The organism is Mesorhizobium sp. WSM4313 (assembly GCF_002294725.1).
Lineage (GTDB): Bacteria > Pseudomonadota > Alphaproteobacteria > Rhizobiales > Rhizobiaceae > Mesorhizobium.
In genome coordinates this window covers 258,971-282,421 of the sequence record NZ_NSFT01000007.1, presented here as the reverse complement: position 1 = coordinate 282,421, position 23,451 = coordinate 258,971, and the positions used below count along the sequence as shown (strand labels likewise).

Genomic DNA, 23,451 nt, shown 5'->3' with positions numbered 1-23,451 from the left:
AGGCCTTGGCTACCTGTTCCGCACCCATGACCGACTACAAAACCCTCATCGACGCCGAAACCTGGGCCTTCATCGAGAAGACCAACTCCTATTATCCGCCGGACACGATCGACTACACGATCGAAGAGCAGCGCGCGATCTATGACCGGATGTGCCGGGAGTTCTTTGCCGGCTATCCGCAGGGCGTGACCGCCTTGACGACAGGCATCGCCGACGGCATCCCGATCCGCATCTATCGCAACGCGGAGCCGAACAATGCCGCTATGGTGCTCTACCTTCATGGCGGCGGCTTTATCCTGGGCGGGCTGGAGAGCCATGACGATGTCTGCGCCGAGCTTTGCGCCCGCTCCGGTTACGAGGTGGTCTCGGTCGACTACCGGCTGGCGCCGGAGCATCTGCATCCGGCCGCCTTCGACGACGCCATGGACGCCTTCGAATGGGCCGCCAAGACCTATGACTGCCCTGTCGTGCTTTGCGGCGACAGCGCCGGCGGCAATCTCTGCGCGGCGGTAGCGCATGCCACGCGCGGCCATGAAAAGAAGCCGGCCGGCCAGATGCTGATCTATCCCGGGCTCGGCGGCGACCATTCGCGCGGCTCCTACGTCACCCATGCCGAGGCTCCGATGCTGACCGCGCGCGATCTCGACTTCTACAAGCATATCCGCACCGGCGGCGTCGACCAGACCGGCGACATCACGCTCTATCCGCTGGCCGACGCCGATTTCGCCTATTTGCCGCCGACGGTGCTGATCACCGCCGAGTGCGACCCGCTGTCGTCCGACGGCGAAGCCTATCGCGACCGCGTCATCGCGGCCGGCGGGCGCGCCGCCTGGTTCGAGGAGCCGGGCCTGGTGCATGGCTATCTCAGAGCCCGCCACATGGTCGGCCGGGCACGGACGAGCTTCACCCGCATCGTCGAGGCGGTGTCGGCCCTCGGCCGGGGCGACTGGATCTGGTAACGCCCCTGGCGACCGCAAACACTTTCCACCCCGGTATCCTCCCATGAACCTTTCCACGCCGGCCAGCGACTGACCGCCAGGCGCCGCAATGGCGCGGCCAGGAAAGGAAAGCCGCCATGACCAGAAACCCAGAGACTTCGCGGTCTCCGGGAACAACGGAAGCCCAGCGCGATCACCGCCTTCGGGAAGGGGTCGACGCGCTGGGCTTCCGGCTGATTCCGTTGACCCTGCCCGGCAGCCGGCGTATCGTCACAAAGAGAAAAACAGACAATTCGAACGGGGAAGAACGTGCCGCAACGCCGCGCCTTGCCCTGGTTGGCGCGGTAGAGGCGGACGTTCCTTCCAGCGGCTTCGGGGGGAGTTCAATGTCTGGCGTTCGCGGCTCGTTCCTGCGTTCCCGTGGCCGCCGTTTGCGCCGCGCAATCGCAACAAGCGGCGGAATTCTGGCTTTGGCGCTGTCCGCCGGCTTGTGGCTCGGCGCGGCGAAGGCGCAGGAAACCCAGATCATCTATCCCGGTTCGATGGCGGTCACCGGCTTTCCGGGCACCACCATTCCCGATTTCGATCAGGGTCTGCCCCCCGGCGTCGACCCGGTCGACGAGACCTTCATCGATACATCCCGCGCATCCTTGCGCATTTTCGACGTCTCGCATCTCGGCGGGCCCGCTTCCGGCCAACTCGTCAACACGCGGCCGCCCTTCGAGGTGACGGCCGGGCAGATCGGCGAGGTGTTCGGCCTCGCCTATGACGATGGCGTGCGCGACGGCGTGCCCTCAGGCGTTCCCAACCTCTACGCGGCCGCGACCTCGCTGCATGGCGTCGAGATCGTCACGCCGGACGCCGACCATGATGGCAGGCCGGAACGGCAGCGCCGCGGCACCGCGGGCGCCACCTTCATGCAGGGTCAGTTCGGCACCGAGAATGGCGGCGGACCAGGCACGATCTGGAAGATCGACGGCATCACGGGCGCCGTCTCCAAATTCGCCGACATCGACACCAACAGCGGGCCGGGCATCGGTAACCTCGCCTTCGATGCTACCCATCGCCAGTTCTTCGCTTCGGATCTCGATACCGGGCTCATTCATCGCATCGATATCGAGGGCAATCTGATCGACAGCTTCGACCATGGCGTCGCCGGGCGCCCGGCGCATGGATTAGCCCCGGTCGCCGACGACACCGCCGTGATGGACATCCAGGCTGCCGCTTTCGATAGCGAAGACCCCGCGACCTGGGGCTACACGCAGGATGCGCGCCGGGTCTGGGCCGTCGCCTATCATGGCGGCCGGCTCTACTATTCCGTCGGCGAGAAGGCCGAAATCTGGTCGGTCGCCATCGCGAGCGACGGAGGCTTTGCCGGCGGTCCGCGCTGGGAACTGACGGTCAAGGCGGACCAGGACTATGCCGTCACCGACATCGCCTTCGACAACAAGGGCTTCATGTATCTCGCCCAGCGCGGCCCGGTCGAGAACCGCTACGATTACAGCCGCTTCGCCGATTCCGGCAAAGGTGAACTGATACGCTACTGGCGCGAGGATCCGGACGATCCGGCGACGGAATCGGCCTGGGTCGAGGTGCCGCAGGAATATGCCGTCGGCTTCCCGCAAGGCAACCGCCAGTCGGCCGGCGGCGTCGACCTGCAATATCGCTATGACGCCGAAGGCAATCTCGACACTTCCGTTTGCACCGACACCGTCGTCAACACCGGCGACAAGTTGCGCGACAATCCCGAACTTGCCGAGGAGCGCCTCGCCGCCGGCGGGCCGCTTGCCGTGCATGGCGTCCAGCTGACGCCAAGCGCGCTGATCAAGCCGGCGGACGTTCCGCCCTTCGGCTCATGGTTCGTCGACTTCGACGGCTATTTCGAAGACCCGGACGTCCAAGGCCATGTCGGCGACGTAAGGGTCTGGCGCCCCTGTGAGGGCCGCGCCGGCTACTATGAGGAAATCCCCGGCGGCGGCTATCTGCCTCCGTTCTATCCGCCGGAGTTCCCGCCGCCCGGCAACCTGCCGCCCTGCGTGGATGTCGACGACGTGCATTACTACTGCACGCCACGCGGTCTGCGGGCCGAACTCACTCTCCATGACCATGCCGGCTTGGGCGGCGATTCGATCAAGGCGCAGTCCAGGACGCCCGGCGTCGGGGTATCAACCCCCATGTCGCATGTTCCGGGCAAGCCCTACACGATCGACATCACCGGCCACGATCCGGGCGACACCGTCAATGTCGGGCTCTGCTTCTACCGCAAGTCCGACCAGGACAAGGGTGGCTACTACCCTTGTTGCAAGATGACGCTGCCGCTCAGAACGCCAGCCGTCAGCTGCGAACGTTGAGGGAGGGACAGATGAGCAATCTCGCCCTTTCCCGCTTCATGGAGACGATCATTAAACCCCTGTCATACGCCAGGCGCGGCGCGCGCTGGCTGATGGCGGCCGGTGTCGGGGTCGCCATGACGGCTCTGCCGGCGTTTGCCCAGGACCAGGCTCCGGCCAAGACCAATCAGGCCGCCAATCCGGCGTCACGCGGCATCAATGCGGAGCTCGCGCGGATCGTGCCCTTCTTCACCAAGAAAGGCAGCCAGAAAAGCTGCGATACGGTCGAATATGTCCTGAGCTTCGGCATCCATGGCGACCCGCAGGACCTCGACCGGCCAAGCGTGGCCGCCCTGCTCAAAGCGACAAGGCTCGACTTCAAGGACCAGCTGCCGCACGGCCTGCAGATCGTCAACGTCGATGTCACCGGCGACGGCACCAGCGCCTCCGGCGGAGCGCTGCCCGCTGCTTCAATCGGCACGTCGGACAGCCCGAACGACACGGCCAGCGTTTCCAACTTCCGCATCAGCGCTGCCAACCTTGATGGCGCGGGTGCTGCGAACGAACGCGTCATCACCTTCCGCATCACCGCCAGGATAGACCACGCGACCTTTCCCGTGCCGACGACGGTCGACAACCAGGGTGAGATCGAGGTGGCCTTCAGGGGCGGTCCGGCAACAACGATCCACTCGCAGGATCCGGACAGACCGGACGACGGCGATTTCCTGAGCGGCGTGAAGACCTCGATCAAGATCGACCTGATCAAGTGCAACCCGCCGCCGCCACCTCCCGGCAAGGAATGTTTCAAGATCGAGCGCGGCACGGTCGATTGCGTGCCCGGCGGCGGCGCCTTCATCTATCATATGCCGGTCGGCCCGGAGATGGGCGACAAATGGGTGCAGGTGTCGACGACGACGCCCGGCGTCAGCATCGTACCCGACATGCAGAAGGTGCCGATCGGCGGCGGCGTGCTGAACTGGAGGATTATCGGCGCTTCGCCCGGCGAGACCATCCACCTCGTCGTCACCGGCATCGAGACCTATGCCGGGCCGAAGGAAGGCTGGGGGCTCTGCTGCACGCAGGTGATCGACATCGTCGTCCCGCGTGACCTGAGATGCCCGCCCAAGGACAAGGAGCCGGACCTCAAGGTCGAGAAGCATGTCGACGTGCCGCGTTGCACGATGGCCGGCGGCTGCGACTTCACCATCACCGTCACCAATGTCGGCGACGCGCCCTATAACGGCAAGATCGTGCTCGACGAGGTGACGCTGCCGGCAGGCTCAATGCTGACCTCCGGGCCGAACGCGCCCTGGGTCTGCGTGCCCGGCACGACGCCGATGACCTGCACCTATCCGGCGACTACGCTCAACCCCGGCGCCTCCGTCAACCTCAAGCTCGGCTTCAAGCCGGCGGGCGGCTGGCAAGGCGGCGTGCTGCGCAACTGCGCCGCCTATGACTACCAGGCCAGCGGCAAGCCGCTGTTCGGCAGCCAGCAGAACGATCGCGGCTGCGCCTCGATCCCGATCTGCCGCCGTGGCGATCGCGATCGGCAGTGCAATCCGCCGGTCGAGAAGAAGGTCGACCTGATCCTGAAGAAGCGCGCCCGTACCCCGGTCTGCACGCCGGACGGCGCCTGCACTTTCGTGATCGACATCATCAACAACGGCACCGGCACCTATAACGGGCCGCTGACGGTGATCGACACCTATCCCGGCAGCGCGCCCACCTCGTCGACCTTCGGGCCGAGCCCGCCATGGGCCTGCGGACCGAACGGCCCCGGACAGTTCCGCTGCGACAATGCCGGCATCTCGCTGCCTCCGGGCGCCTCGACGCCGATCGTCGTCAGAGCGGTGATGCCAGCAAACTACCGGCCGGACACGGTGGAGAACTGTGCCGAGGTGAAGGGCATTGCCGGCGAGGTCGACCTTGCCAACAACAAGGCTTGCGCCACCGAGCGCATCCGCCACCCGAATGGCGGCCAGCCTGGCCTGCGCATCACCAAGACCTGCGATGGCTCGCTGGCTGGCGCTGCGGTTGTTTCCTGCCGCATCACCGTTACCAATGCCGGCACCGCCGCCCCCACCGGACCGGTGCGGGTCAGCGATGCCGCGACGCTGGTATCGGGCGGAGCGCCTGTGCAAATCCAGAGCGTCACCCCCGGCGGTGCGGACTGGGCTTGCGGACCAGTGCCTGCCAACACGCTGTCGTGCCAGATTCCCGGCGCCGCGATGACGCCCGGAACCAGCCGGCACTTCGACGTGACGGTGAGCGGCAATGGCGCGTTCGAGAATTGCGCGCGCGGCTCCTACGGGCCTGCGCCGGGCGACGACATCGTCTACCCGATCGGCCAGGCCTGCGCGAAGGGCGGCGGCGGCTCGACCATCCGCGTCGAGAAGACCGGCGATGCCGAATGCCGGCTGGGAGAGCCCTGCTCGTTCGAGATCACCATCACGAACGATGGGCCTACCCCCTTCTCCGGTCCGGTCCGCATCGGCGATGCGATCGGCATCGACGGCATCGGCAGGCTGGAAGGCGTCCGGATCACCGCGATCGAGCCGCCCTTCGGCTGCTGGCCGGAGCCGGCGACGCTGCCGGCGTCCTGCATCGCGAACCTGGCGCTCGGCGCCGGCGAAAGCCGCAAGCACCATGTCACCGTGACGCTTCCCGACGACAGGCGGCTTGCCGATCTCAAGGGCACGGTCAGCGGGCAGAACTGCGTCGGCGTGCTCTCGCCAAACACGCCTGTGCAAAGCGGCGGCGACGTGCTGTCGCGCATGCCGAGCGGCGTACAGGGCGATCGCGGCAAGGCCTATGCGTGCCATCCCTTCACCGTCAGCCGAGAGGTTAAGAACCAGTGCTTGTATGGAATGGTGCTGAACTCGGCCGGCCGCTGTATCTGTCCGGAAGGCACCACCTTCCGTGACGGCCAATGCTCGTCCGGCGGCGGCAAGCTTCTGCCGCTGCCGCAGCGTTGCGTCCTGCTGCAGGGCCAGATCCGCACCGAGGACGGACGCTGCGTCTGCCCGCGCGGCACGGAACTGGAAAACGGCAGATGCGTGCGGGGCGAAGAGCCGCAGGAGCCGCAATGCAAGCTGCGTCCCGGCCAGTACCGCGACCAGAGCGGCAATTGTGTCTGCCGCCGCGGCGAGCTGGTGAACGGCGTGTGCCAGGTCGTCCCGCCGAAATGCTCGATCCGTGGTGCAGTGCTGACGACGGACGGCTGCGTCTGCCCGAAAGGCACGCATCTCGACCGTGCCGCCAAGGCTTGCGTGCCTGACAGGGAGCCGCCCGCCCAGTGCCGTATCCGCGGCCAGTCCCGCAACGCCGATGGCGATTGCGTCTGCCCGAGTGGCATGGAGGTGCGCGGTGGCGCCTGCCGGCCGATCGTGTCGAAGCAGTGCCCGGTCCGCGGCCAGGTGCGCGACGCCAACGGCAACTGCGCCTGCCCGGACGGCCTGGTGGTGCGGGGCAAGGCCTGCCAGCGACCGAGGCCGAGCCAGGAGCAGTGCGCCATCCGCGGCCAGGTCCACAACAAGCGGGGTGACTGCGTCTGCCCGCGCGGGACCGAAATCCGCAACGGCGCCTGCCGCAAGGCGTCGGTGGAATGCGCACCGGGTGCGGAGTTCATCGACGGACAGTGCCAGCCGGTTTTCACCCGGCGGCGCTGCCCGGCCGGAACGGCCGGGCAGTATCCGGATTGCTACCCGATCCGCAGGCCGCCGGACATCGAGATCAACCCAGGCATCCTGCTCAACCCGAATGTGCTGCAGCAACTGGTGCCGCAGCGCCAGCCGCGCCGCATGCTGCAGGATCCGGCGGGCGCCAACATCCAGAACTTCAAGCCGTAATCGTGCGGCTGAAGATCGAGACCCGCCGGAGCGATCCGGCGGGTTTTCTCTTCCACATCGAAGAAAGCTCTACGGCAGGCGGGCCAGTGCGCCCGTCGAAAACATGCTCCCCCTCGGCCGGATCATGGTCGAGGGCGTTTCACCGTTTCACGAAAACGGTGAACGCCCTATCTCTTTGTTTTTACGCAATTCCGGACGGAAAAGCGCTCGCACTTTTCCTGGAATTGCTCTAGGCAATCGCCCTGACAGGCGCGACCACGCGCACAGGACCGCCGGGAGAATTTGCGCCATGAGCAAGAAGACCTTGATTGCGCCATCGGTGCTGGCGTCGGATTTTTCGAAGCTGGGCGATGAGGTCGAGGCCGTCGCGGCGGCCGGCGCCGACTGGATCCATCTCGACGTGATGGACGGCCATTTCGTGCCCAACATCACCTTCGGCCCGCCGGTGATCAAGGCGATCCGCAACCGCACCAAGGCCTTCTTCGATTGCCATCTGATGATTGCGCCGGCCGATCCTTACCTGGCGGCCTTCGCCGAAGCGGGCTGCGACGGCATGACGGTGCACGCCGAGGCCGGGCCACATCTCGACCGCTCGCTCCAAACCATCAAGAACCTCGGCAAGAAGGCAGGCGTCTCGCTCAACCCGGCAACGCCGGAAACGGCGATCGAGTATGTGCTCGACCGGCTGGACCTCATCCTGATCATGACCGTCAATCCGGGCTTCGGGGGGCAGGCCTTCATCCCGGCGATCGTGGACAAGGTGAAACGGGTGAAGGCGCTGATCGGCGATCGGCCGATCCGTATCGAGATCGACGGCGGTGTTTCGGCCGAAACGGCGCCGCTGGTGACCGCGGCCGGAGCCAATGTGCTGGTAGCGGGCGCCGCAGTCTTCAAGGGCGGCAGCGTCGAAGCCTATAGGGCAAATATCGAAGCAATTCGAACGGCTGCCGACAGGGCCGCCAGTTAAACATATAACGGTGCGAGCCTCGCGGGAGTTGTACAACCGCGACAGGGATTGAACGATTGTTCATTCTATGAGGCGACGCAGGAACATCGAGTTTTCCCTGAGATTCTACTTTGTTCAATAAATAGACGATCCGCTTGTCTTAAAGTCGAATATCGTCATCTTCCGCTTGAGACACCTGATTGCCCGGCTGTATGATACATGTACGGGAATTGCTTCGCCGCGGGGCCCTGGCAAACCAGGGGCAAAGCAACAGGAGTTCGATTGACAAACGGAAGCACCGAGCCGGGCGAGAGCAAGGGAGCCAAAAGCACGCTTGCCAGTTCGGTCTACCAGCAACTGCGCGATGACCTGTTGCGCGGAGCCCTGGAGTCCGAGACGAAACTGCGTGTCGAGTGGGTCGTTTCCCGCTATGGCGCCGGCGCCTCGCCGGTGCGCGAGGCGCTCAACCGCCTGGCCGCCGAGGGCCTGCTCGGCCGTCACGACCAACGCGGCTTCTTCCTGATGCCGGTCAGCGCCGCGGAACTGGAGGAGTTGACGCGTACGCGCTGCTGGCTGGAGGAGCGGGCGCTGCGCGAATCCATTGCGCACCGCACCGCAGAATGGGAAGAGCAACTGGTGCTTGCCCTGCATCGCCTGGCGCGCGCCGAGCGCCGCCTGCCGGATGACCCGGCAACCAACAATCCGGAATGGGAAAAGCTGCACCGCGCCTTCCATCGCGCCCTGATCGCGGCCTGCAGGTCGCACTGGCTGATCGGCTTTTGCGACCAGCTTTCCGACCAGGCCTCGCGCTACCGCCTGATCGCGCAAAACGCGCCAGGCACGGGGCGCGACGATCTCGGCGAGCACCGCATCATCGCCGAACGCACGCTGGACGGCGACGCCGACGGCGCGGTCGAGGCGCTTCTCAATCACTACCGCCTCACCGCGGCGATGTGCATGGAACGCCTAGCCCAGGGTTATGATCCGAGGGCCGGCAAGTCCCAACGCGGCCGTAAATAGCGGATCGAAAAATCAACGCAGTTTTTGCTCCGAGCGCCAAATCTGGTATTCGCTCAGGCGAGCGCAAGGCATGCGCCATTCGGCCTTCGTCCGCCTTGAGGACATTTCATGACCAATCATCTCTTCAGCGCTTTCCGTTCCCGCATGCCGGCGCCCGGCCGGTTGCTGATGGAGACGGATGACGGCCGTTCGATCACCTATGGCGACATGCTGGCGAAGTCGGCGCAGCTGGCGCATGCCCTCGCGCAAGCCGGCGTCGAGCCCGGCGACCGGGTCGCGGTCCAGGTCGAGAAGAGCCCGGAGGCGATGCTGCTCTATCTCGCCTCGTTACGCACCGGCGCGGTCTTCCTGCCGCTCAACACCGCCTACACGCTGCCCGAGCTCGACTATTTCTTCCGTGATGCCGAGCCGAAACTGATCGTTTGCGATCCGGACCGTCTTTCGGGCATCGAACCGCTTGCCGCGGCGATCGGCGCCACGGTGCTGACGCTCGGCCGCGACGGACAGGGAACGCTGGCCAGCCAGGCTTCGCGACAGGCGACGGATTTCAGCGATGTCGCGCGCGGGCCGGACGATCTTGCCGCGATCCTCTACACTTCCGGCACGACCGGCCGTTCCAAGGGTGCGATGCTCAGCCACGAGAATCTCGCCTCGAATGCCCGCGTGCTGGCGGAGCAGTGGCGCTTCGGCGGCGACGACGTGCTGATCCACGCGCTGCCTATCTTCCACACACACGGCCTGTTCGTCGCCACCAACGTCGTCTTGATGGCCGGCGCGACAATGTTCTTCGAGCAGAAATTCGATCCCGCGCGCATTCTGTCGCTGATGCCGCGCGCGACGGCTTTGATGGGCGTGCCGACCTTCTATGTGCGGCTGTTGCAACAGGACGGCCTGACACGCGAGGCGGCGAAGACGATCCGGGTCTTCATTTCCGGCTCGGCGCCGCTGCTCGCCGAGACGCACAAGGCCTGGCGCGAGCGCACCGGCCACGCCATCCTCGAGCGCTACGGCATGACCGAGACCAACATGAACACGTCCAACCCCTATGACGGGGAGCGGCGCGCCGGCACGGTCGGCTTCCCTTTGCCCGGTATTTCGCTGCGCATCACCGATCCCGAGAACGGCAAGTCGCTTCCCCAGGGCGAGATCGGCATGATCGAGGTCAAGGGCCCGAACGTCTTTGCCGGCTATTGGCGCATGCCGGGAAAGACCAAGGCCGAGTTCCGCGAAGACGGCTTCTTCATCACCGGCGACCTCGGCCTGATCGATGCCGACGGCTATGTCCACATCGTCGGACGCGGCAAGGACCTGATCATCTCCGGCGGCTACAATGTCTATCCGAAGGAGATCGAGAGCGAGATCGACGCGCTCGACGGTGTCAGCGAAAGCGCGGTGATCGGCGTGCCGCACCCCGATTTCGGCGAAGGCGTCACGGCGGTGGTGGTGCGCAAACCGGGCTCGGCGATCAGCGCCGCCGATATTGTCGGCGCCATCACCGGCCGGCTGGCGAAATACAAGCATCCGAAGCAGGTGATCTTCGTCGACGAACTGCCGCGCAACACGATGGGCAAGGTGCAGAAGAACGTGCTGCGCGAGACGTATAAGGATATCTATACAGCCGGCTAACAACACTGCGTCGTCACCCTGGGGCGAAGCAAGGAGCTAAGCGACGCGCGCAGACCCTAGTCTAGGATCCATTCCGTGACGCTAAGCATTGCAACAGTTACAGAATTCTGCACCATTGCGCTCTGCGGCAGAGGTCACGGAATGGATCCTCGGGTCAAGCCCGAGGATGACGAAATCGCGAAGGCCTACGTTCCAAACACCTTCCTGCCGCTGATCCAGACGTTCCTGACATCCAGCCCCTCCGACAGCCCAACAATGTCGGCTGCGGTGCCGTTGGCGAAGCGGCCGAGGCGGTGGGCCTGGCCGATCGCCTCGGCCGGATAGAGCGAGGCCATGCGCAGAGACTCGTCGAGGTCCAGGCCGACGACGCGATGGACGTAGCGCACGGCGGAAATCATGTCGAGATCGGCGCCGGCCAGCGTGCCGTCGGCAAGCCGCAGGCTCCCGTCCTTGCGGTAGATGGTGCGGCCGTTGAGCGTGAACGATGTCATGTCGGTGCCGATCGTCGCCATGGCGTCGGTGACCAGCACGATCTTGCCGGGCCCCTGCTTGCCGCGCAGCGCAAGCATCATCGTCGCCGGATGGACATGGATGCCGTCGGCGATGATGCCGGCATACAAGCCGCCGGCGTCGATCGCCGCGCCCGCCAGGCCCGGCTCGCGGTTGCCGATCTGGCTCATGGCGTTGAACAGGTGCGTGACCACCGTGGCGCCGGCTTCGGCGAAGGCGGTGGCCGTCGCGTAATTGGTGTCGCTATGGCCGAGGCTGACGACGACGCCGGCCTTGGCCAGCGCCGTGACACGGGCCGGCTCGACCGATTCCGGCGCGATCGTGGTGAGCAGGACGGGAAGCTGTTTGCGCGCCGCGATAAGCGCCGCCTGATCGGCGTCGGTCATCGGTCGGATCAGCGCCGGATCATGCGCGCCCTTGCGGGCTAGCGAGAGATGCGGTCCTTCCAGGTGCAGCCCGAGGAAGCCCGGCGCCTTTTCCCGGGCGGCCTCGGCGCCGGCGGCGATGGCGGCGGCGGTGATCGCCGGCGTGTCGGTGATCAGCGTCACCAGCAGCGCCGTGGTGCCGAAAGGCGCGTGAGCCCGGCAGATGGTCTCGATCGAGGCGACGTCGGGATGATCGTTGAGCATCACGCCGCCGCCGCCATTGACCTGGATGTCGACGAAACCGGGCACCAGCAGGCCGCCGCCAGTCTCGGTCGCCGAAACGCCGGACGGAATCGCCCCGGCGGGCAGGATGGCCTCGACCACGTCGCCCTTGACGACGAGAGCCGCGTTGTCGTGCCAGTCGGCGCCGTCGAAGATGCGGGCGCCGGTGAGTGCGAAACGGTCGCTCATACGGTTTCCGTCACCTTGCGCAGGTTGCGCGGCGCATCGGGGTCGAGGCCGCGATGGCGCGCGAAGGCCTCGACGAAGCCGTAGAAGGACACGATTAGCGGCAGCGGATCGGTCAGCGGGTGGCCGGTGGCGACATGGGGAAGAAGCCGCGCGGCCTTCGCCTTGTCGGATGTGATGAAGGCGGCGGCGCCCTTGGCCGTCAATCCGTCGGCCGCCTCGGCGACCGAGGGTTCGGACGCATCACGGGCGGCAAGCGCCAGGACCGGAAAACCCGGACCGACCAGCGCCAGCGGCCCATGCATGACCTCGGCGGCGCTGTAGGCCTCGGCATGCATGGCGCAGGTTTCCTTGAATTTCAGCGCCGCCTCGCTGGCAATCGCGAAGGACGGGCCGCGGCCGAGGATGAACAGCGACTGCGGGTTCTCCAGAGCGCCGGCGAGCGCCATCCAGTCGCAGGCGATCGCCTTCTCGAAATGGCCGGGAAGGCCGGCGAGCGCCTTGATCAATGCTTGGTCATCCGTGGCATGCGCCATCAGCGCAAGGCCGGCGACGGCCGAATTGACGAAGGTCTTGGTGGCCGCGACGCTGCGCTCAGGTCCGGCCAGGATGTCGATGGCATAGTCGGAGGCCCGCGCCAGCGGCGAGTCCGCCGTGTTGGTGATGGCGACGGTGAGCGCGCCGCCGGCCCTTGCCGTTTCGGCCATGGCAACGATGTCGGGGCTCTTGCCCGACTGCGAGACCGCCAAGCAGGCCGAGCCCCGGAGCCTCAACCTGGCGCCATAGATCGACGCGATCGACGGCCCAACGGAGGCGACCGCCAGGCCTGCCGTCAGCTCGACGGCATATTTCATGAAGGTCGCGGCATGGTCGGACGAGCCGCGCGCCACGGTGACGACGAAATGCGGATCGCGCTCGCGAAGGCCGCGACCGGCCTCGGCCAACATGGCGGACGAGCCGTCGAGAAGGCGCGCGGCCGCTTCTGGGATCTCGTTGATCTCGCGCCGCATATGGGTGGTGCTGGCATTCATGGCCGGAGCTCCTCTCCCGGCCCGGTCAGCCGGAGTTCCGCGACGAAATCATAGGCGTCGCCCCTGTAGACCGAGCGGGTGAACTCGATCACCTTGCCGCTCGCCAGATAGGAAATGCGCTCGATCTGCAGTCCGGCAACCCCCGGAGGCACTTCCAACAAGCGTGCATCGGCGTCGCCAAGATTGGTGGCCGAGATGCGCTGCACGGCGCGGACCGGGCGATTGCCGGTCGTTCCCAGCGCCGCATAGAGCGAGGAGCCGATCGCTTCGGGATCGGGCAGGACGCTGGCCGAGAGCGCCGCGCGCTCGATCGCCAGCGGCGTGTCGTTGGCGATGCGCAGGCGCGCCACGCGCGCCACCAGCTCGGTCGAGGAGAGGCCCAGCACCATCATCTCGTCCGGCGACGGCGCATAGAGGCCGCGGTCGAGCCAGACCGAGCGCACGTTCATGCCGCGGCGCGCCATGTCCTCGGTGAAGGAGGTGAGCCGCGACAGCGACTGCTCGACGCGCTCCATACGCGGCGCGACGAAGGTGCCCGAGCCGTGGCGCTGAACGAGGATGCCGCCCTTGACCAGGTCCTGCACCGCCTTGCGCACGGTGACGCGCGAGATGTCGGCCTTGCTCGCGATGTCGCGCTCGGAGGGCAACGCGTCGCCCGGACCGATCAGGCCGCGATTGACCGCTTCCTCGATGCTGCGCCTGAGCTGCAAATAGAGCGGCGCGCCGCTCTGCGAGGATTCTTTCAGCATGGAGAAGATCTGGTCGGCGGCGCTCATCGGGCGGCCTCCGGACCCTTGGCAAAGATGCGCACGGCCATCTGCACGGCGCCGCCCAGCGCATCGTCGAGCGGGGCCTTGAGCAGCGCCTGATAGCGTGCCGAAAGGCGCGGCGCGTAAAGCGGCGCCAGGCCGCCGAGCAGGCAGAGCGGAGCATGGTCGGCAAGCTCGAGCGCGTTGAGCGAGGCCTCGACATCGGCGACCGCCTTGCCGAGGATGAAATTGGCGACGAGGTCGCCCTTTTCTGCATGCTCGAAAACCTTTGGCGCGAAGCCGCCGAAATCGCCCGGCTTGGCGTTGGTGGTGAATTCGACCACGTCTTCGGGATTGTTGCGGAAGACAGCGAGCATGGCGTCGGTCAAGGGCGAGCCCGGACGGATGCCGTCATAGGCAAGCAGCGTCTGTTCCAGCAGGTCGCGGCCGATGCGGGCGCCGCTGCCCTGGTCGCCGACCTGGAAACCCCAGCCGCCGATGGCGCGCGACTTGCCGTCCTTACGCGCCATATAGGCGGTGCCGGTGCCCAGAATGGCCATGGCGCCGTCACCGGAGCCGACCGCGCCCTCTAGCGCGATCTCGGCATCGGTTTCGACACGACTCCGGCTGAAGGGCAGGATCGCCTCGAGCTGCTGCCGGTAGGTGCCGACATTGGCGCCGGCGAGACCGAGAATGGCCGGCGTTTGGGGAATCAGCTCCGGATCCGCGCCGGCGGCCAGAAAAGCCTGCCTGGCCGCCTCGACAATGTTGGTACGGGCGCCAGTGAGGTCGGTGCGGATGTTGGCGGCGCCGCTCTTGGCGCGGCCGACAACGGCGCCGCCGACGGTCGCAAGGGCCGCCCTGCAGCTGGTGCCGCCGCCATCGATGCCAAGCACGAATTTCACGCGATTTCTCCTCGGAGCCGGATAATACCAATAAAATACCAATAGCCAAGAGTTAATTTCTGTTCAAAAAAGATTAAGGCGCATTTTGTTGAAAACTCACGTTAATTTGCCGACAAGGGAGGTCCGCCGCCTGAAATTCATTAATGCGTGTGGACAAGTGGTATTTTTTTGGTATTGTTCGCTCAATCGGAGGAAAATGCATGGCCGAGACGCGCACCGAAGCGCTCCACCAGAATGCCGAGGGGCTGGATGTCCAGGCCCCCGAAACCATTCTGGCGTTCCTGGCCAGCGCCCAGATCGAGGCCGGCAAGGCCGTGCACGGCGCCATTCCGGCGATTGCCCTTGCCGCCGAACTCATCGCGAAGCAATTGAAGAGCGGCGGCAAGCTTGCCTATGCGGCGGCCGGCAGCTCCGGCTTGATGGCGCTGGCCGACGCGCTGGAACTGCCCGGCACCTTCGGCATTGCGCGCGACCGCATCGCCATCCTCATCGCCGGCGGCGACGACGCCTTCCGCACACTGGCAGGCGGGCCGGAGGACGACACCGGGGAAGCGTCGGCGGCGGTTGCCGCGGCCGCCATCGGCAAGGGCGACTGCCTGATCGCCATCTCGGCCAGCGGCTCGACCCCTTATGCGGTCCAGGCGCTCCAGGACGCGCGGCGCCGAGGCGCCGCCACCATCGCGATTGCCAACAACCGGGGCGCCGTCCTGTTCGAGCAGGCCGACGTCGCCGTCCTGCTCGAAACGCCGCCGGAGCTGATCGCCGGCTCGACGCGCATGGGCGCGGGCACGGCGCAGAAGATCGCGCTCAACATGCTTTCGACGCTCACTGCCATCCATCTCGGCCATGTCCATGACGGCTATATGGTCAATCTCACCGCCGACAACATCAAGCTGCGCGACCGCGCCGTGCGCATGGTCGCCGCCATCAGCGGCAAGAGCCGCGACGACGCCGCCCGCCTGCTCGAAGAGAGCCGCGGCGGCGTCAAGACCGCCATTCTGCTCGCCGCGGGCGCCGCCAGCGCCGACGCGGCCGAGAAGATACTGGAAGGAACCGGCCAGAAGCTCAGGCCGGCGCTTTCCGCGCTGGGGCATGATTCCGAAAAGTGGAACCCGCTTTTCGGAAAAGATCATGCCCTAACAAAGAGGTAGGGCCCTTTTCATCCCGATTTCCATCGGGGTGAAACGGGCTTGCGAGGGGAGCAAGGGGCGCTGAGCCTCTGTTCTCAAAACCGAACCTGAAAAAGGTCAACAGGGAGACTGAAGATGAAGACCAAACTACTGACGGCCCTTCTGCTCGGCACAAGCATCCTCGGCACGACCGGGATGGCGCTGGCCGAGGACGTGACGCTCAACATCGAAAGCTGGCGCGGCGACGACCTGACCATCTGGAAGGACAAGCTGATCCCGGCTTTCGAAGCCAAGAACCCCGGCATCAAGGTGGTGTTCGCGCCTTCGGCGCCGACCGAATACGACGCGGCCCTCGGCGCCAAGCTCGCTGCCGGCTCGGCGGGCGACCTGATCACCTGCCGCCCCTTCGACAAGTCGCTGGAGCTGTTCAAGAAGGGCAACCTCGCCGACCTGAGCTCGCTGCCTGGCATGGAGAACTTCTCGCCCGTCGCCAAGGCCGCCTGGCAGACCGACGACGGCAAGTCGAGCTTCTGCGTGCCGATGGCCTCGGTCATCCACGGCTTCATCTACAACAAGGATGCCTTCGACAAGCTCGGCATCAAGGTGCCGCAGACCCGCGACGAGTTCTTCGCGGCGCTCGACAAGATCAAGGCGGACGGCACCTATATCCCGATGGCGATGGGCACCAAGGACCTCTGGGAAGCCGCGACCATGGGCTACCAGAATGTCGGCCCGAACTACTGGAAGGGCGAGGAAGGCCGCCAGGCGCTGATCAAGGGCGAGCAGAAGCTCACCGATCCGCAGTGGGTCGAGCCCTTCAAGGAATTGGCCAAGTGGAAGCCGTATCTCGGCGACGGCTTCGAGGCGCAGACCTATCCGGACAGCCAGAACCTGTTCACGCTCGGCCGCGCCGCCATCTACCCGGCCGGCTCGTGGGAAATCGGCCTGTTCAACACCCAGGCGCAGTTCAAGATGGGCGCCTTCCCGCCGCCGGTCGAGAAGGCCGGCGACACCTGCTACATCTCCGACCACACCGACATCGGCATGGGCCTGAATGCGGCATCGAAGCATGCGGAAGAGGCCAAGAAGTTCCTGTCCTGGGTCGCCTCGCCGGATTTCGCCACCATCTACGCCAACGCGCTGCCCGGCTTCTTCAGCCTGAACTCCTCGCCGGTGAAGATGGAAGACCCGCTGGCGCAGGAGTTCGTCTCCTGGCGCGGCAAGTGCAAGTCGACGATCCGCTCGACCTACCAGATCCTGTCGCGCGGCACGCCGAACCTCGAGAACGAGACCTGGGTTGAATCGGCCAATGTGATCAACGGCACCGATACGCCGGAAGCCGCGGCCAAGAAGCTGCAGGACGGCCTTGACAGCTGGTACAAGCCGGCGAAGTAAGAGCATCGATTGCGATGCCGGCCGGGCTCGGGCCCGGCCGGCATCAAACAGTTCCCGATAGCGATTGTCGGCGCAGCCTCCCGGTCTTACCCTCGCCGTGCGGGGAAGACGGAGCCGATCTGTCGCTGGCCTTGTCTTTCTCCTCGAAGGGGACAGCCAAGCCGTGCATCGAGGCATCAGCTAGCATCAACCGACCTGGAACCCAGAGACGGCGGGGAACCGAACTCATGGCTACCGAACTCATGGCTGCAGAAACGCGACCGAAAAGAGCGATCCGCTGGCATGTCGGCGTCTTCCTGGCGCCGGCAGTGCTGGTCTACACCGCATTCATGATCCTGCCGCTGTTCGGCACGCTGCAGCTTTCGCTGTTCCGCAACATCGAGCAGTCCCAGGTCTTTGTCGGACTGGGCAATTTCCGCACGCTGTTCGGCGATCCGAACTGGTCGGTGAATTTCTGGAACGCGCTGAGGAACAATGTCTGGTTCTTCATCATCCACATGCTGGTGCAGAACCCGATCGGTGTGCTTCTGGCGGCGCTTCTTTCCAGCCCTCGGCTGCGCTTCACCGCCTTCTACCGCACGGCGATCTTCGTGCCGACGATCCTGTCCTTCGTCATCGTCGGCTTCGCCTGGAAGCTGATCCTGTCGCCGATCTGGGGCGTGGCGCCGCATCTGATGGATTTCGTCGGATTGAAGAGCTTTTTCACGCCGTGGCTCGGCAAGGAGCAATATGCGCTCACCGCGCTCAGCCTGGTCTCGGTCTGGCAGTTCGTCGGCATCCCGATGATGCTGATCTATGCAGCGCTGCTGTCGATCCCCGACGAGGTGATCGAGGCGGCCGAATGCGACGGCGTCACCGGCATGGCGCAGTTCTGGAAGATCAAGCTGCCGCTGATCCTGCCCTCGATCGGCATCATCTCGATTCTGACCTTCGTCGGCAATTTCAACGCTTTCGACCTGATCTACACGGCGCAAGGGGCGCTGGCCGGGCCGAACTATTCGACCGACATCCTCGGCACCTTCCTCTACCGCGCCTTCTTCGGCTTCCAGCTGCAGGTCGGCGATCCCAACATGGGCGCGACCATCGCCACGATCATGTTCCTGATCATCCTCGCCGGCGTCTGCGTCTATCTGTTCCTCGTGCAGACGCGCCTGCGTCGCTACCAGTTCTGAGGCGCACCATGAGCACAGCCACACGTTCGCTTCCCCGCGCCATTGGCGCGCATGCGATCCTCCTGACCTACACGGCGATCGCGCTGTTTCCGGTGGTCCTGGTGGTGATGAATTCGTTCAAGTCGCGCGCGGGTATTTTCGGCGCGCCGCTGACGCCGCCGACGCCAAAAACGTTCGACCTGATCGGCTACACCACCGTGTTCGGCCAGGGCGACTTTATCCATTATTTCCAGAACAGCCTCGTCGTCACCGTCGCCTCGCTGTTCTTCGTGCTTCTGTTCGGGGCGATGGCCGCCTTCGCGCTGTCGGAATACCGCTTCCGCGGCAACACGATGATGGGGCTTTACCTCGCGCTCGGCATCATGATCCCGATCCGCCTCGGCACCGTCGCCATCCTGCAATTGATGGTGGCGACCGGGCTGGTCAACTCGCTGACGGCGCTGATCCTGGTCTATACCGCGCAAGGCCTGCCGCTGGCGATCTTCATCCTGTCGGAATTCATGAAGCAGGTGTCCAGCGACCTGAAGAATGCAGGCCGCATAGACGGGCTGTCGGAATACACGATCTTCTTCCGGCTGGTGCTGCCGCTGGTGCGTCCGTCCATGGCGACCGTCGCCGTCTTCACCATGATCCCGATCTGGAACGATCTGTGGTTCCCGCTGATCCTGGCGCCTTCGGAGGAGACCAAGACCGTGACGCTCGGCGCGCAGCTCTTCCTCGGCCAGTTCGTCACCAACTGGAACGCGATCCTGGCGGCGCTGTCGCTGGCGATCCTGCCGGTGCTGATCCTCTATGTCATCTTCTCGCGGCAGCTGATCCGCGGCATCACGTCGGGAGCGGTGAAGTGAGCCGCAATAGCCAACTTTTGATAGGGCTGCGCTTCACCCTCTCAGGAAAAAATGGAGCAGTCAGGTGAGCGATAAAACCCCTCTTCGCGTAGTCGTCGCCGGCCTCGGCAATATGGGCCGCAGCCATGCGCTTGCCTACCACAGCAATCCAGGCTTCGAGATCGCCGCACTCGTCAACCGTTCCGACGTGCCGCTGCCGGACGGGCTCGCCGGCTACGGCATAAGGCGCTCCTTTGACGACGCGCTGCGGGACGAGAAGCCGGATGTCGCGGCGGTCGCCACCTATTCCGACAGCCATGCCGACTATGCGGTGCGGGCCCTAGAGGCCGGCTGCCATGTCTTCGTCGAGAAGCCGCTGGCGACCACGGTTGCCGACGCAAAGCGAGTCGTCGATGCCGCGAAGGCCAACGGCAAGAAACTGGTGATCGGCTATATCCTGCGTCACCATCCGTCCTGGGTGCGGCTGATCGCCGAGGCGCGCAAGCTCGGCGGCCCATATGTCTTCCGCATGAACCTCAATCAGCAATCCTCCGGCCACACCTGGGAGACGCACAAGCAGCTGATGCAGACGACGTCGCCGATCGTCGATTGCGGCGTGCATTATCTCGACGTGATGCTGCAGATCACCGATTCGAGACCCGTCGAAGTACGCGGCATGGGGGTGCGGCTGAGCGACGAGGTGGCGCCGTCAATGTACAATTACGGGCACCTGCAGGTGCTGTTCGAGGACGGCTCGGTCGGCTGGTACGAGGCCGGCTGGGGGCCGATGATCTCGGAGACGGCCTTCTTCGTGAAGGACGTCATGTCGCCCAAGGGCTGCGTCTCGATCGTGATGAAGGAGGGCGTCAGGTCCGACGACATCGACACCCATACCAAGACCTCGACGATTAGGCTGCATAGCGCGGCGACTGGGCCGGACGGCAAATTCGCCCGGGAGGACCAGCTGCTGTCGATGGAAGACGAACCGGGCCACCAGGAGCTTTGCGACCTCGAACAGGCCTTCCTGCTCAAGGCCATCCGCGAAAATATCGACCTCACCCGCCACATGGACGATGCCGTGAAGTCGCTCGCCGTCTGCCTTGCCGCCGACGAGAGCGTGCGCAGCGGCAACGCCGTAAAACTCTAGAACAGGGACGACGCCGTGGGTTCGCTGAAGATCGAGAATGTGAAGAAGGCTTTCGGGCCGATCGAGGTGCTGAAGGGCATCGACCTCGAAGTGACGGACGGCGAGTTCGTCGTCTTCGTCGGCCCGTCTGGCTGCGGAAAATCGACGCTGCTGCGCGTCATCGCCGGCCTGGAAGATTCGACCTCCGGCCGCGTGCTGATCGACGGCACGGACGTTTCCGTCACGCCGCCGGCCAAGCGCGGCATCGCCATGGTGTTCCAGACCTACGCGCTCTACCCGCACCTGACGGTGAAGAACAATATGGCGCTGGGCCTGAAGCAGGCCGGCACGCCGGCGGCCGAGATCGAGCGGCGCATCAAGATCGCCTCCGCGATGCTGTCGCTGGAGCCCTATCTCGAGCGGCGCCCGGCGGAACTGTCGGGCGGCCAGCGCCAGCGCGTCGCCATCGGCCGCGCCGTGGTGCGCGAGCCGAAGCTATTCCTCTTCGACGAACCATTGTCCAACCTCGATGCGGCGCTGCGCGTCAACACCAGACTTGAGATCGCGCAGCTGCACCGGCGGCTGAAGGCGACGATGATCTACGTCACCCACGACCAGGTCGAAGCGATGACGCTGGCCGACAAAATCGTGGTGCTCAACTCCGGACGCATCGAGCAGATCGGCAGCCCGATGGAGCTCTACAATTCGCCGGCCAACGAATTCGTCGCCGGCTTCATCGGCTCGCCGAAGATGAATTTCATCGACGGTGCCAGGCTTGGCGAGACGGCCAAGACCATAGGCGTGCGGCCGGAGCACGTCACCGTCGACGCAACGTCGGGCGCCTGGAAAGGCACGGTCGTGCATGCCGAGCATCTCGGTGCCGACACCAACCTCTATCTCGACTGCGAGAAGGCCGGGCTGATCACCGTGCGCATCTTCGGCGTCTACAACGCCGAGCCGGGCGCGACCCTCTACGCAACGCCGGATGCGGCGAAGACGTATCGGTTTGGGGCGGATGGGAAGGTGCTGAGGTAGCGCCGGCTTCCCCTTCTCCCCTTGTGGGAGAAGGTGGATCGGCGCGCAGCGCCGAGACGGATGAGGGGTGCTCCAGCGCTCAAAGATTGAAGAATTCCACGCGCTTAATCCTGCAGCGCGGAGATCCTTCCAACACCCCTCATCCGGCCGCTTCGCGGCCACCTCCTCCCACAGGGGGAGAAGGGGAAATATGCGTTACTCGTCCGCCTTGAAGGTCTGCTTCTGCTGGCCGAGCCCTTCGATGCCGAGCTCGACGACGTCGCCGGGCTTCAGGAATACCTGCGGCTTCATGCCGAGGCCGACGCCGGGCGGGGTGCCGGTGGAGATGATGTCGCCGGGATGCAGCGACATGAATTGGCTGAGATAGGCGACCAGATATTTCACGCCAAAGACCATGGTCCTGGTCGAGCCGTTCTGCATCGTCTTGCCGTTGACGGTCAGCCACATCTTGAGGTTCTGCGGGTCGGCGACCTCGTCTTTGGTGACCAGCCAGGGGCCGGTCGGGCCGAAGGTGTCGCACGACTTGCCCTTGGTCCACTGGCCCTGGCGCTCGGCCTGGAAGGCACGCTCGGAGACGTCATGCGCGACGCAGTAGCCGGCAACATAATCCAGCGCGTCGTCCTCCGAGACATACTTCGCCGTCTTGCCGATGATCACGCCGAGCTCGACTTCCCAGTCGGTCTTGACCGAGCCGTGCGGGATCAGCACGTCGTCATCGGGCCCGACGATCGCCGAGCTTGCCTTCATGAAGATGATCGGCTCCGGCGGCACGGTGGCGCCGGTCTCGGCGGCGTGATCGGAATAGTTCAGGCCGATGCAGATGAACTTGCCGGTGCCGGCGACGCAGGCGCCCAGGCGCGGCTTGCCGGGAACCACCGGTAGCGACTTCGGATCGAGCTTCGAAAGCATCTCCAGCGAGGCCGGATGGAGCGCCGTGCCGGCGATGTCGGCGACATGAGCCGAAAGGTCGCGGATCGTCCCATCCGCATCGAGCAGGCCGGGCTTTTCGCAGCCAGCTTCGCCATAGCGCAACAACTTCATCTCAACGTTCTCCACCTTGCGGCCAAGGGCCGGTTTTGCAAATTCCCATCGAAGCCAGCGGACCGTAGTTGCCGACCCCGTCCACGGCAAGCAAGCCTCGCTGCTATGCCGACCAAATCGTCGAGATTTTCAGACGTTTCGATCCGACCGCCCCACCGATATCCGAGCCTCTCGTCAGATCGACCAGCCGCCATCGATATTATAGGCCTGCCCCGACGTGTAGGTTGCGCCGGCAAGATAGACGGCGAGATCGGCGATCTCCTCCGGCGTGCCAAGCCTGCCCATGGGCTGGCGGGCGATGAAGGCCGCGCGCGCTGCCTCATAGTCGCCCTGGGCATGCATGCGGTCCTGAAGCGACGGGCTTTCGACCGTGCCCGGGCAGATCGCGTTGCAGCGTATGCCCTTGGCGACATAATCGGCGGCAACCGCCTTGGTCAGGCCGACCACGGCTGCTTTGGTCAGTCCGTAGACGAAGCGGTTCGGCACACCCTTTTGCGAGCTTGCCAGCGAGGCCATGTTGATGATCGAGCCGTCGCCGCGCTCCAGCATGCCCGGCAGCACGGCGCGGATGGTGCGGATCATCGAACGGACATTGAGGTTGAGCGCGAAGTCGAGATCCTCGTCCTTCATCTCGAGGATGGAGCCGCCATGGACGAAACCGGCGCAGTTGAACAGCACGTCGACTTGGCCGATCTCGGCGAAGGCGGAGGCGACGGCCGCATCGTTCAGCACATCGAGCTTGCGGGTCTTGACACTGGCAGTCTTGCCCAGCTCGGCCAGCAGCGGCTCGTTGATATCGGTGGCGTGAACGGTCGCGCCCGTCTTGGCGAAAGCCAGCGCGCTCGCCCGGCCGATGCCTTGCGCCGCGGCCGTGACAACAACGACCTTGCCTGCAAGATCCGCCATGCTGTTCTCCTCAGGCTTTGGACTTAAAGCGTGTCGCGTTGACACGAATTCATGCAACGCGCTTTAAGTATTTGTTTTGATGC

General features: G+C 65.2%; 18 protein-coding genes. 12 read left to right on the top strand and 6 right to left on the bottom strand.

Annotation, left to right across the window (positions count from 1 at the left end; genetic code table 11):
* Positions 1–26 precede the first annotated feature (26 nt).
* From CK219_RS18440 to CK219_RS18415, 6 genes are all read left to right on the top strand, one after another.
* Entirely contained in the window at positions 27–959 is a 933-nt protein-coding gene (locus CK219_RS18440) for an alpha/beta hydrolase (RefSeq protein WP_095768158.1), read from the top strand.
* Between the two features lie 365 nt (positions 960–1,324).
* The gene (locus CK219_RS18435) at positions 1,325–3,289 is read left to right on the top strand and encodes a hypothetical protein (protein WP_095768157.1); all 1,965 of its coding nucleotides are present in this window, start codon (positions 1,325–1,327) and stop codon (positions 3,287–3,289) included.
* An 11-nt stretch (positions 3,290–3,300) separates the two neighbouring features.
* Positions 3,301–7,116, top strand: coding sequence for a hypothetical protein (locus tag CK219_RS18430; RefSeq protein WP_095768156.1), 3,816 nt, complete (start codon positions 3,301–3,303; stop codon positions 7,114–7,116).
* A 289-nt stretch (positions 7,117–7,405) separates the two neighbouring features.
* On the top strand, positions 7,406–8,083 hold the full coding sequence (gene rpe, locus CK219_RS18425; RefSeq protein ID WP_095768155.1) for a ribulose-phosphate 3-epimerase: 678 nt from the start codon (positions 7,406–7,408) through the stop codon (positions 8,081–8,083).
* Between the two features lie 261 nt (positions 8,084–8,344).
* The gene (locus CK219_RS18420) at positions 8,345–9,082 is read left to right on the top strand and encodes a GntR family transcriptional regulator (RefSeq protein ID WP_224545279.1); all 738 of its coding nucleotides are present in this window, start codon (positions 8,345–8,347) and stop codon (positions 9,080–9,082) included.
* A gap of 108 nt (positions 9,083–9,190) precedes the next feature.
* Positions 9,191–10,708, top strand: a complete 1,518-nt coding sequence (locus CK219_RS18415) for a malonyl-CoA synthase (RefSeq protein ID WP_095768153.1) — start codon at positions 9,191–9,193, stop codon at positions 10,706–10,708.
* Positions 10,709–10,893: 185 nt separating this feature from the next.
* On the opposite strand, the gene nagA is transcribed toward CK219_RS18415, so the two are convergent.
* Genes nagA through CK219_RS18395 form a run of 4 tightly spaced genes read right to left on the bottom strand, consistent with a single transcriptional unit; the run spans position 10,894 to position 14,736 of the window.
* On the bottom strand, positions 10,894–12,054 hold the full coding sequence (nagA, locus tag CK219_RS18410; protein ID WP_095768152.1) for an N-acetylglucosamine-6-phosphate deacetylase: 1,161 nt from the start codon (positions 12,052–12,054) through the stop codon (positions 10,894–10,896).
* On the bottom strand, positions 12,051–13,082 hold the full coding sequence (locus CK219_RS18405) for an SIS domain-containing protein (RefSeq protein ID WP_095768151.1): 1,032 nt from the start codon (positions 13,080–13,082) through the stop codon (positions 12,051–12,053). The genes nagA and CK219_RS18405 overlap by 4 nt, the downstream gene beginning before the upstream one ends.
* Positions 13,079–13,858, bottom strand: a complete 780-nt coding sequence (locus CK219_RS18400; protein ID WP_095768150.1) for a GntR family transcriptional regulator — start codon at positions 13,856–13,858, stop codon at positions 13,079–13,081. Before CK219_RS18400 ends, CK219_RS18405 begins: the two co-directional genes overlap by 4 nt.
* A complete protein-coding gene (locus CK219_RS18395; RefSeq protein ID WP_095768149.1) occupies positions 13,855–14,736 on the bottom strand; it encodes an N-acetylglucosamine kinase in 882 nt (293 codons plus the stop codon). Before CK219_RS18395 ends, CK219_RS18400 begins: the two co-directional genes overlap by 4 nt.
* A gap of 200 nt (positions 14,737–14,936) precedes the next feature.
* Here CK219_RS18395 and CK219_RS18390 point away from each other — a divergent pair, with 200 nt between their 5' ends.
* The 6 genes from CK219_RS18390 to CK219_RS18365 all read left to right on the top strand — a co-directional run bounded on the left by CK219_RS18390 (position 14,937) and on the right by CK219_RS18365 (position 21,421).
* Positions 14,937–15,887, top strand: a complete 951-nt coding sequence (locus tag CK219_RS18390) for an N-acetylmuramic acid 6-phosphate etherase (RefSeq protein ID WP_095768148.1) — start codon at positions 14,937–14,939, stop codon at positions 15,885–15,887.
* A gap of 114 nt (positions 15,888–16,001) precedes the next feature.
* Positions 16,002–17,261: an ABC transporter substrate-binding protein gene (locus CK219_RS18385; protein ID WP_095768147.1), complete on the top strand. Its 1,260-nt coding sequence runs from the start codon at positions 16,002–16,004 to the stop codon at positions 17,259–17,261.
* Positions 17,262–17,503: 242 nt separating this feature from the next.
* Positions 17,504–18,433, top strand: coding sequence for a sugar ABC transporter permease (locus tag CK219_RS18380; protein ID WP_095768146.1), 930 nt, complete (start codon positions 17,504–17,506; stop codon positions 18,431–18,433).
* An 8-nt stretch (positions 18,434–18,441) separates the two neighbouring features.
* Positions 18,442–19,281, top strand: a complete 840-nt coding sequence (locus CK219_RS18375; protein ID WP_095768145.1) for a carbohydrate ABC transporter permease — start codon at positions 18,442–18,444, stop codon at positions 19,279–19,281.
* 64 nt (positions 19,282–19,345) lie between these two features.
* Positions 19,346–20,407 (top strand): Gfo/Idh/MocA family oxidoreductase, encoded by a 1,062-nt coding sequence (locus CK219_RS18370; protein ID WP_095768144.1) that lies wholly within the window; start codon positions 19,346–19,348, stop codon positions 20,405–20,407.
* 15 nt (positions 20,408–20,422) lie between these two features.
* Positions 20,423–21,421 carry an ABC transporter ATP-binding protein gene (locus CK219_RS18365; RefSeq protein ID WP_095768143.1) on the top strand — a complete coding sequence of 333 codons (999 nt, stop codon included), beginning with the start codon at positions 20,423–20,425 and terminating at the stop codon, positions 21,419–21,421.
* A 195-nt stretch (positions 21,422–21,616) separates the two neighbouring features.
* Here CK219_RS18365 and CK219_RS18360 read toward each other — a convergent pair whose 3' ends face one another.
* Both CK219_RS18360 and CK219_RS18355 read right to left on the bottom strand, forming a co-directional pair.
* On the bottom strand, positions 21,617–22,462 hold the full coding sequence (locus tag CK219_RS18360) for a fumarylacetoacetate hydrolase family protein (protein ID WP_095768218.1): 846 nt from the start codon (positions 22,460–22,462) through the stop codon (positions 21,617–21,619).
* 174 nt (positions 22,463–22,636) lie between these two features.
* A complete protein-coding gene (locus CK219_RS18355) occupies positions 22,637–23,368 on the bottom strand; it encodes an SDR family oxidoreductase (RefSeq protein WP_095768142.1) in 732 nt (243 codons plus the stop codon).
* Positions 23,369–23,451: the final 83 nt, after the last annotated feature.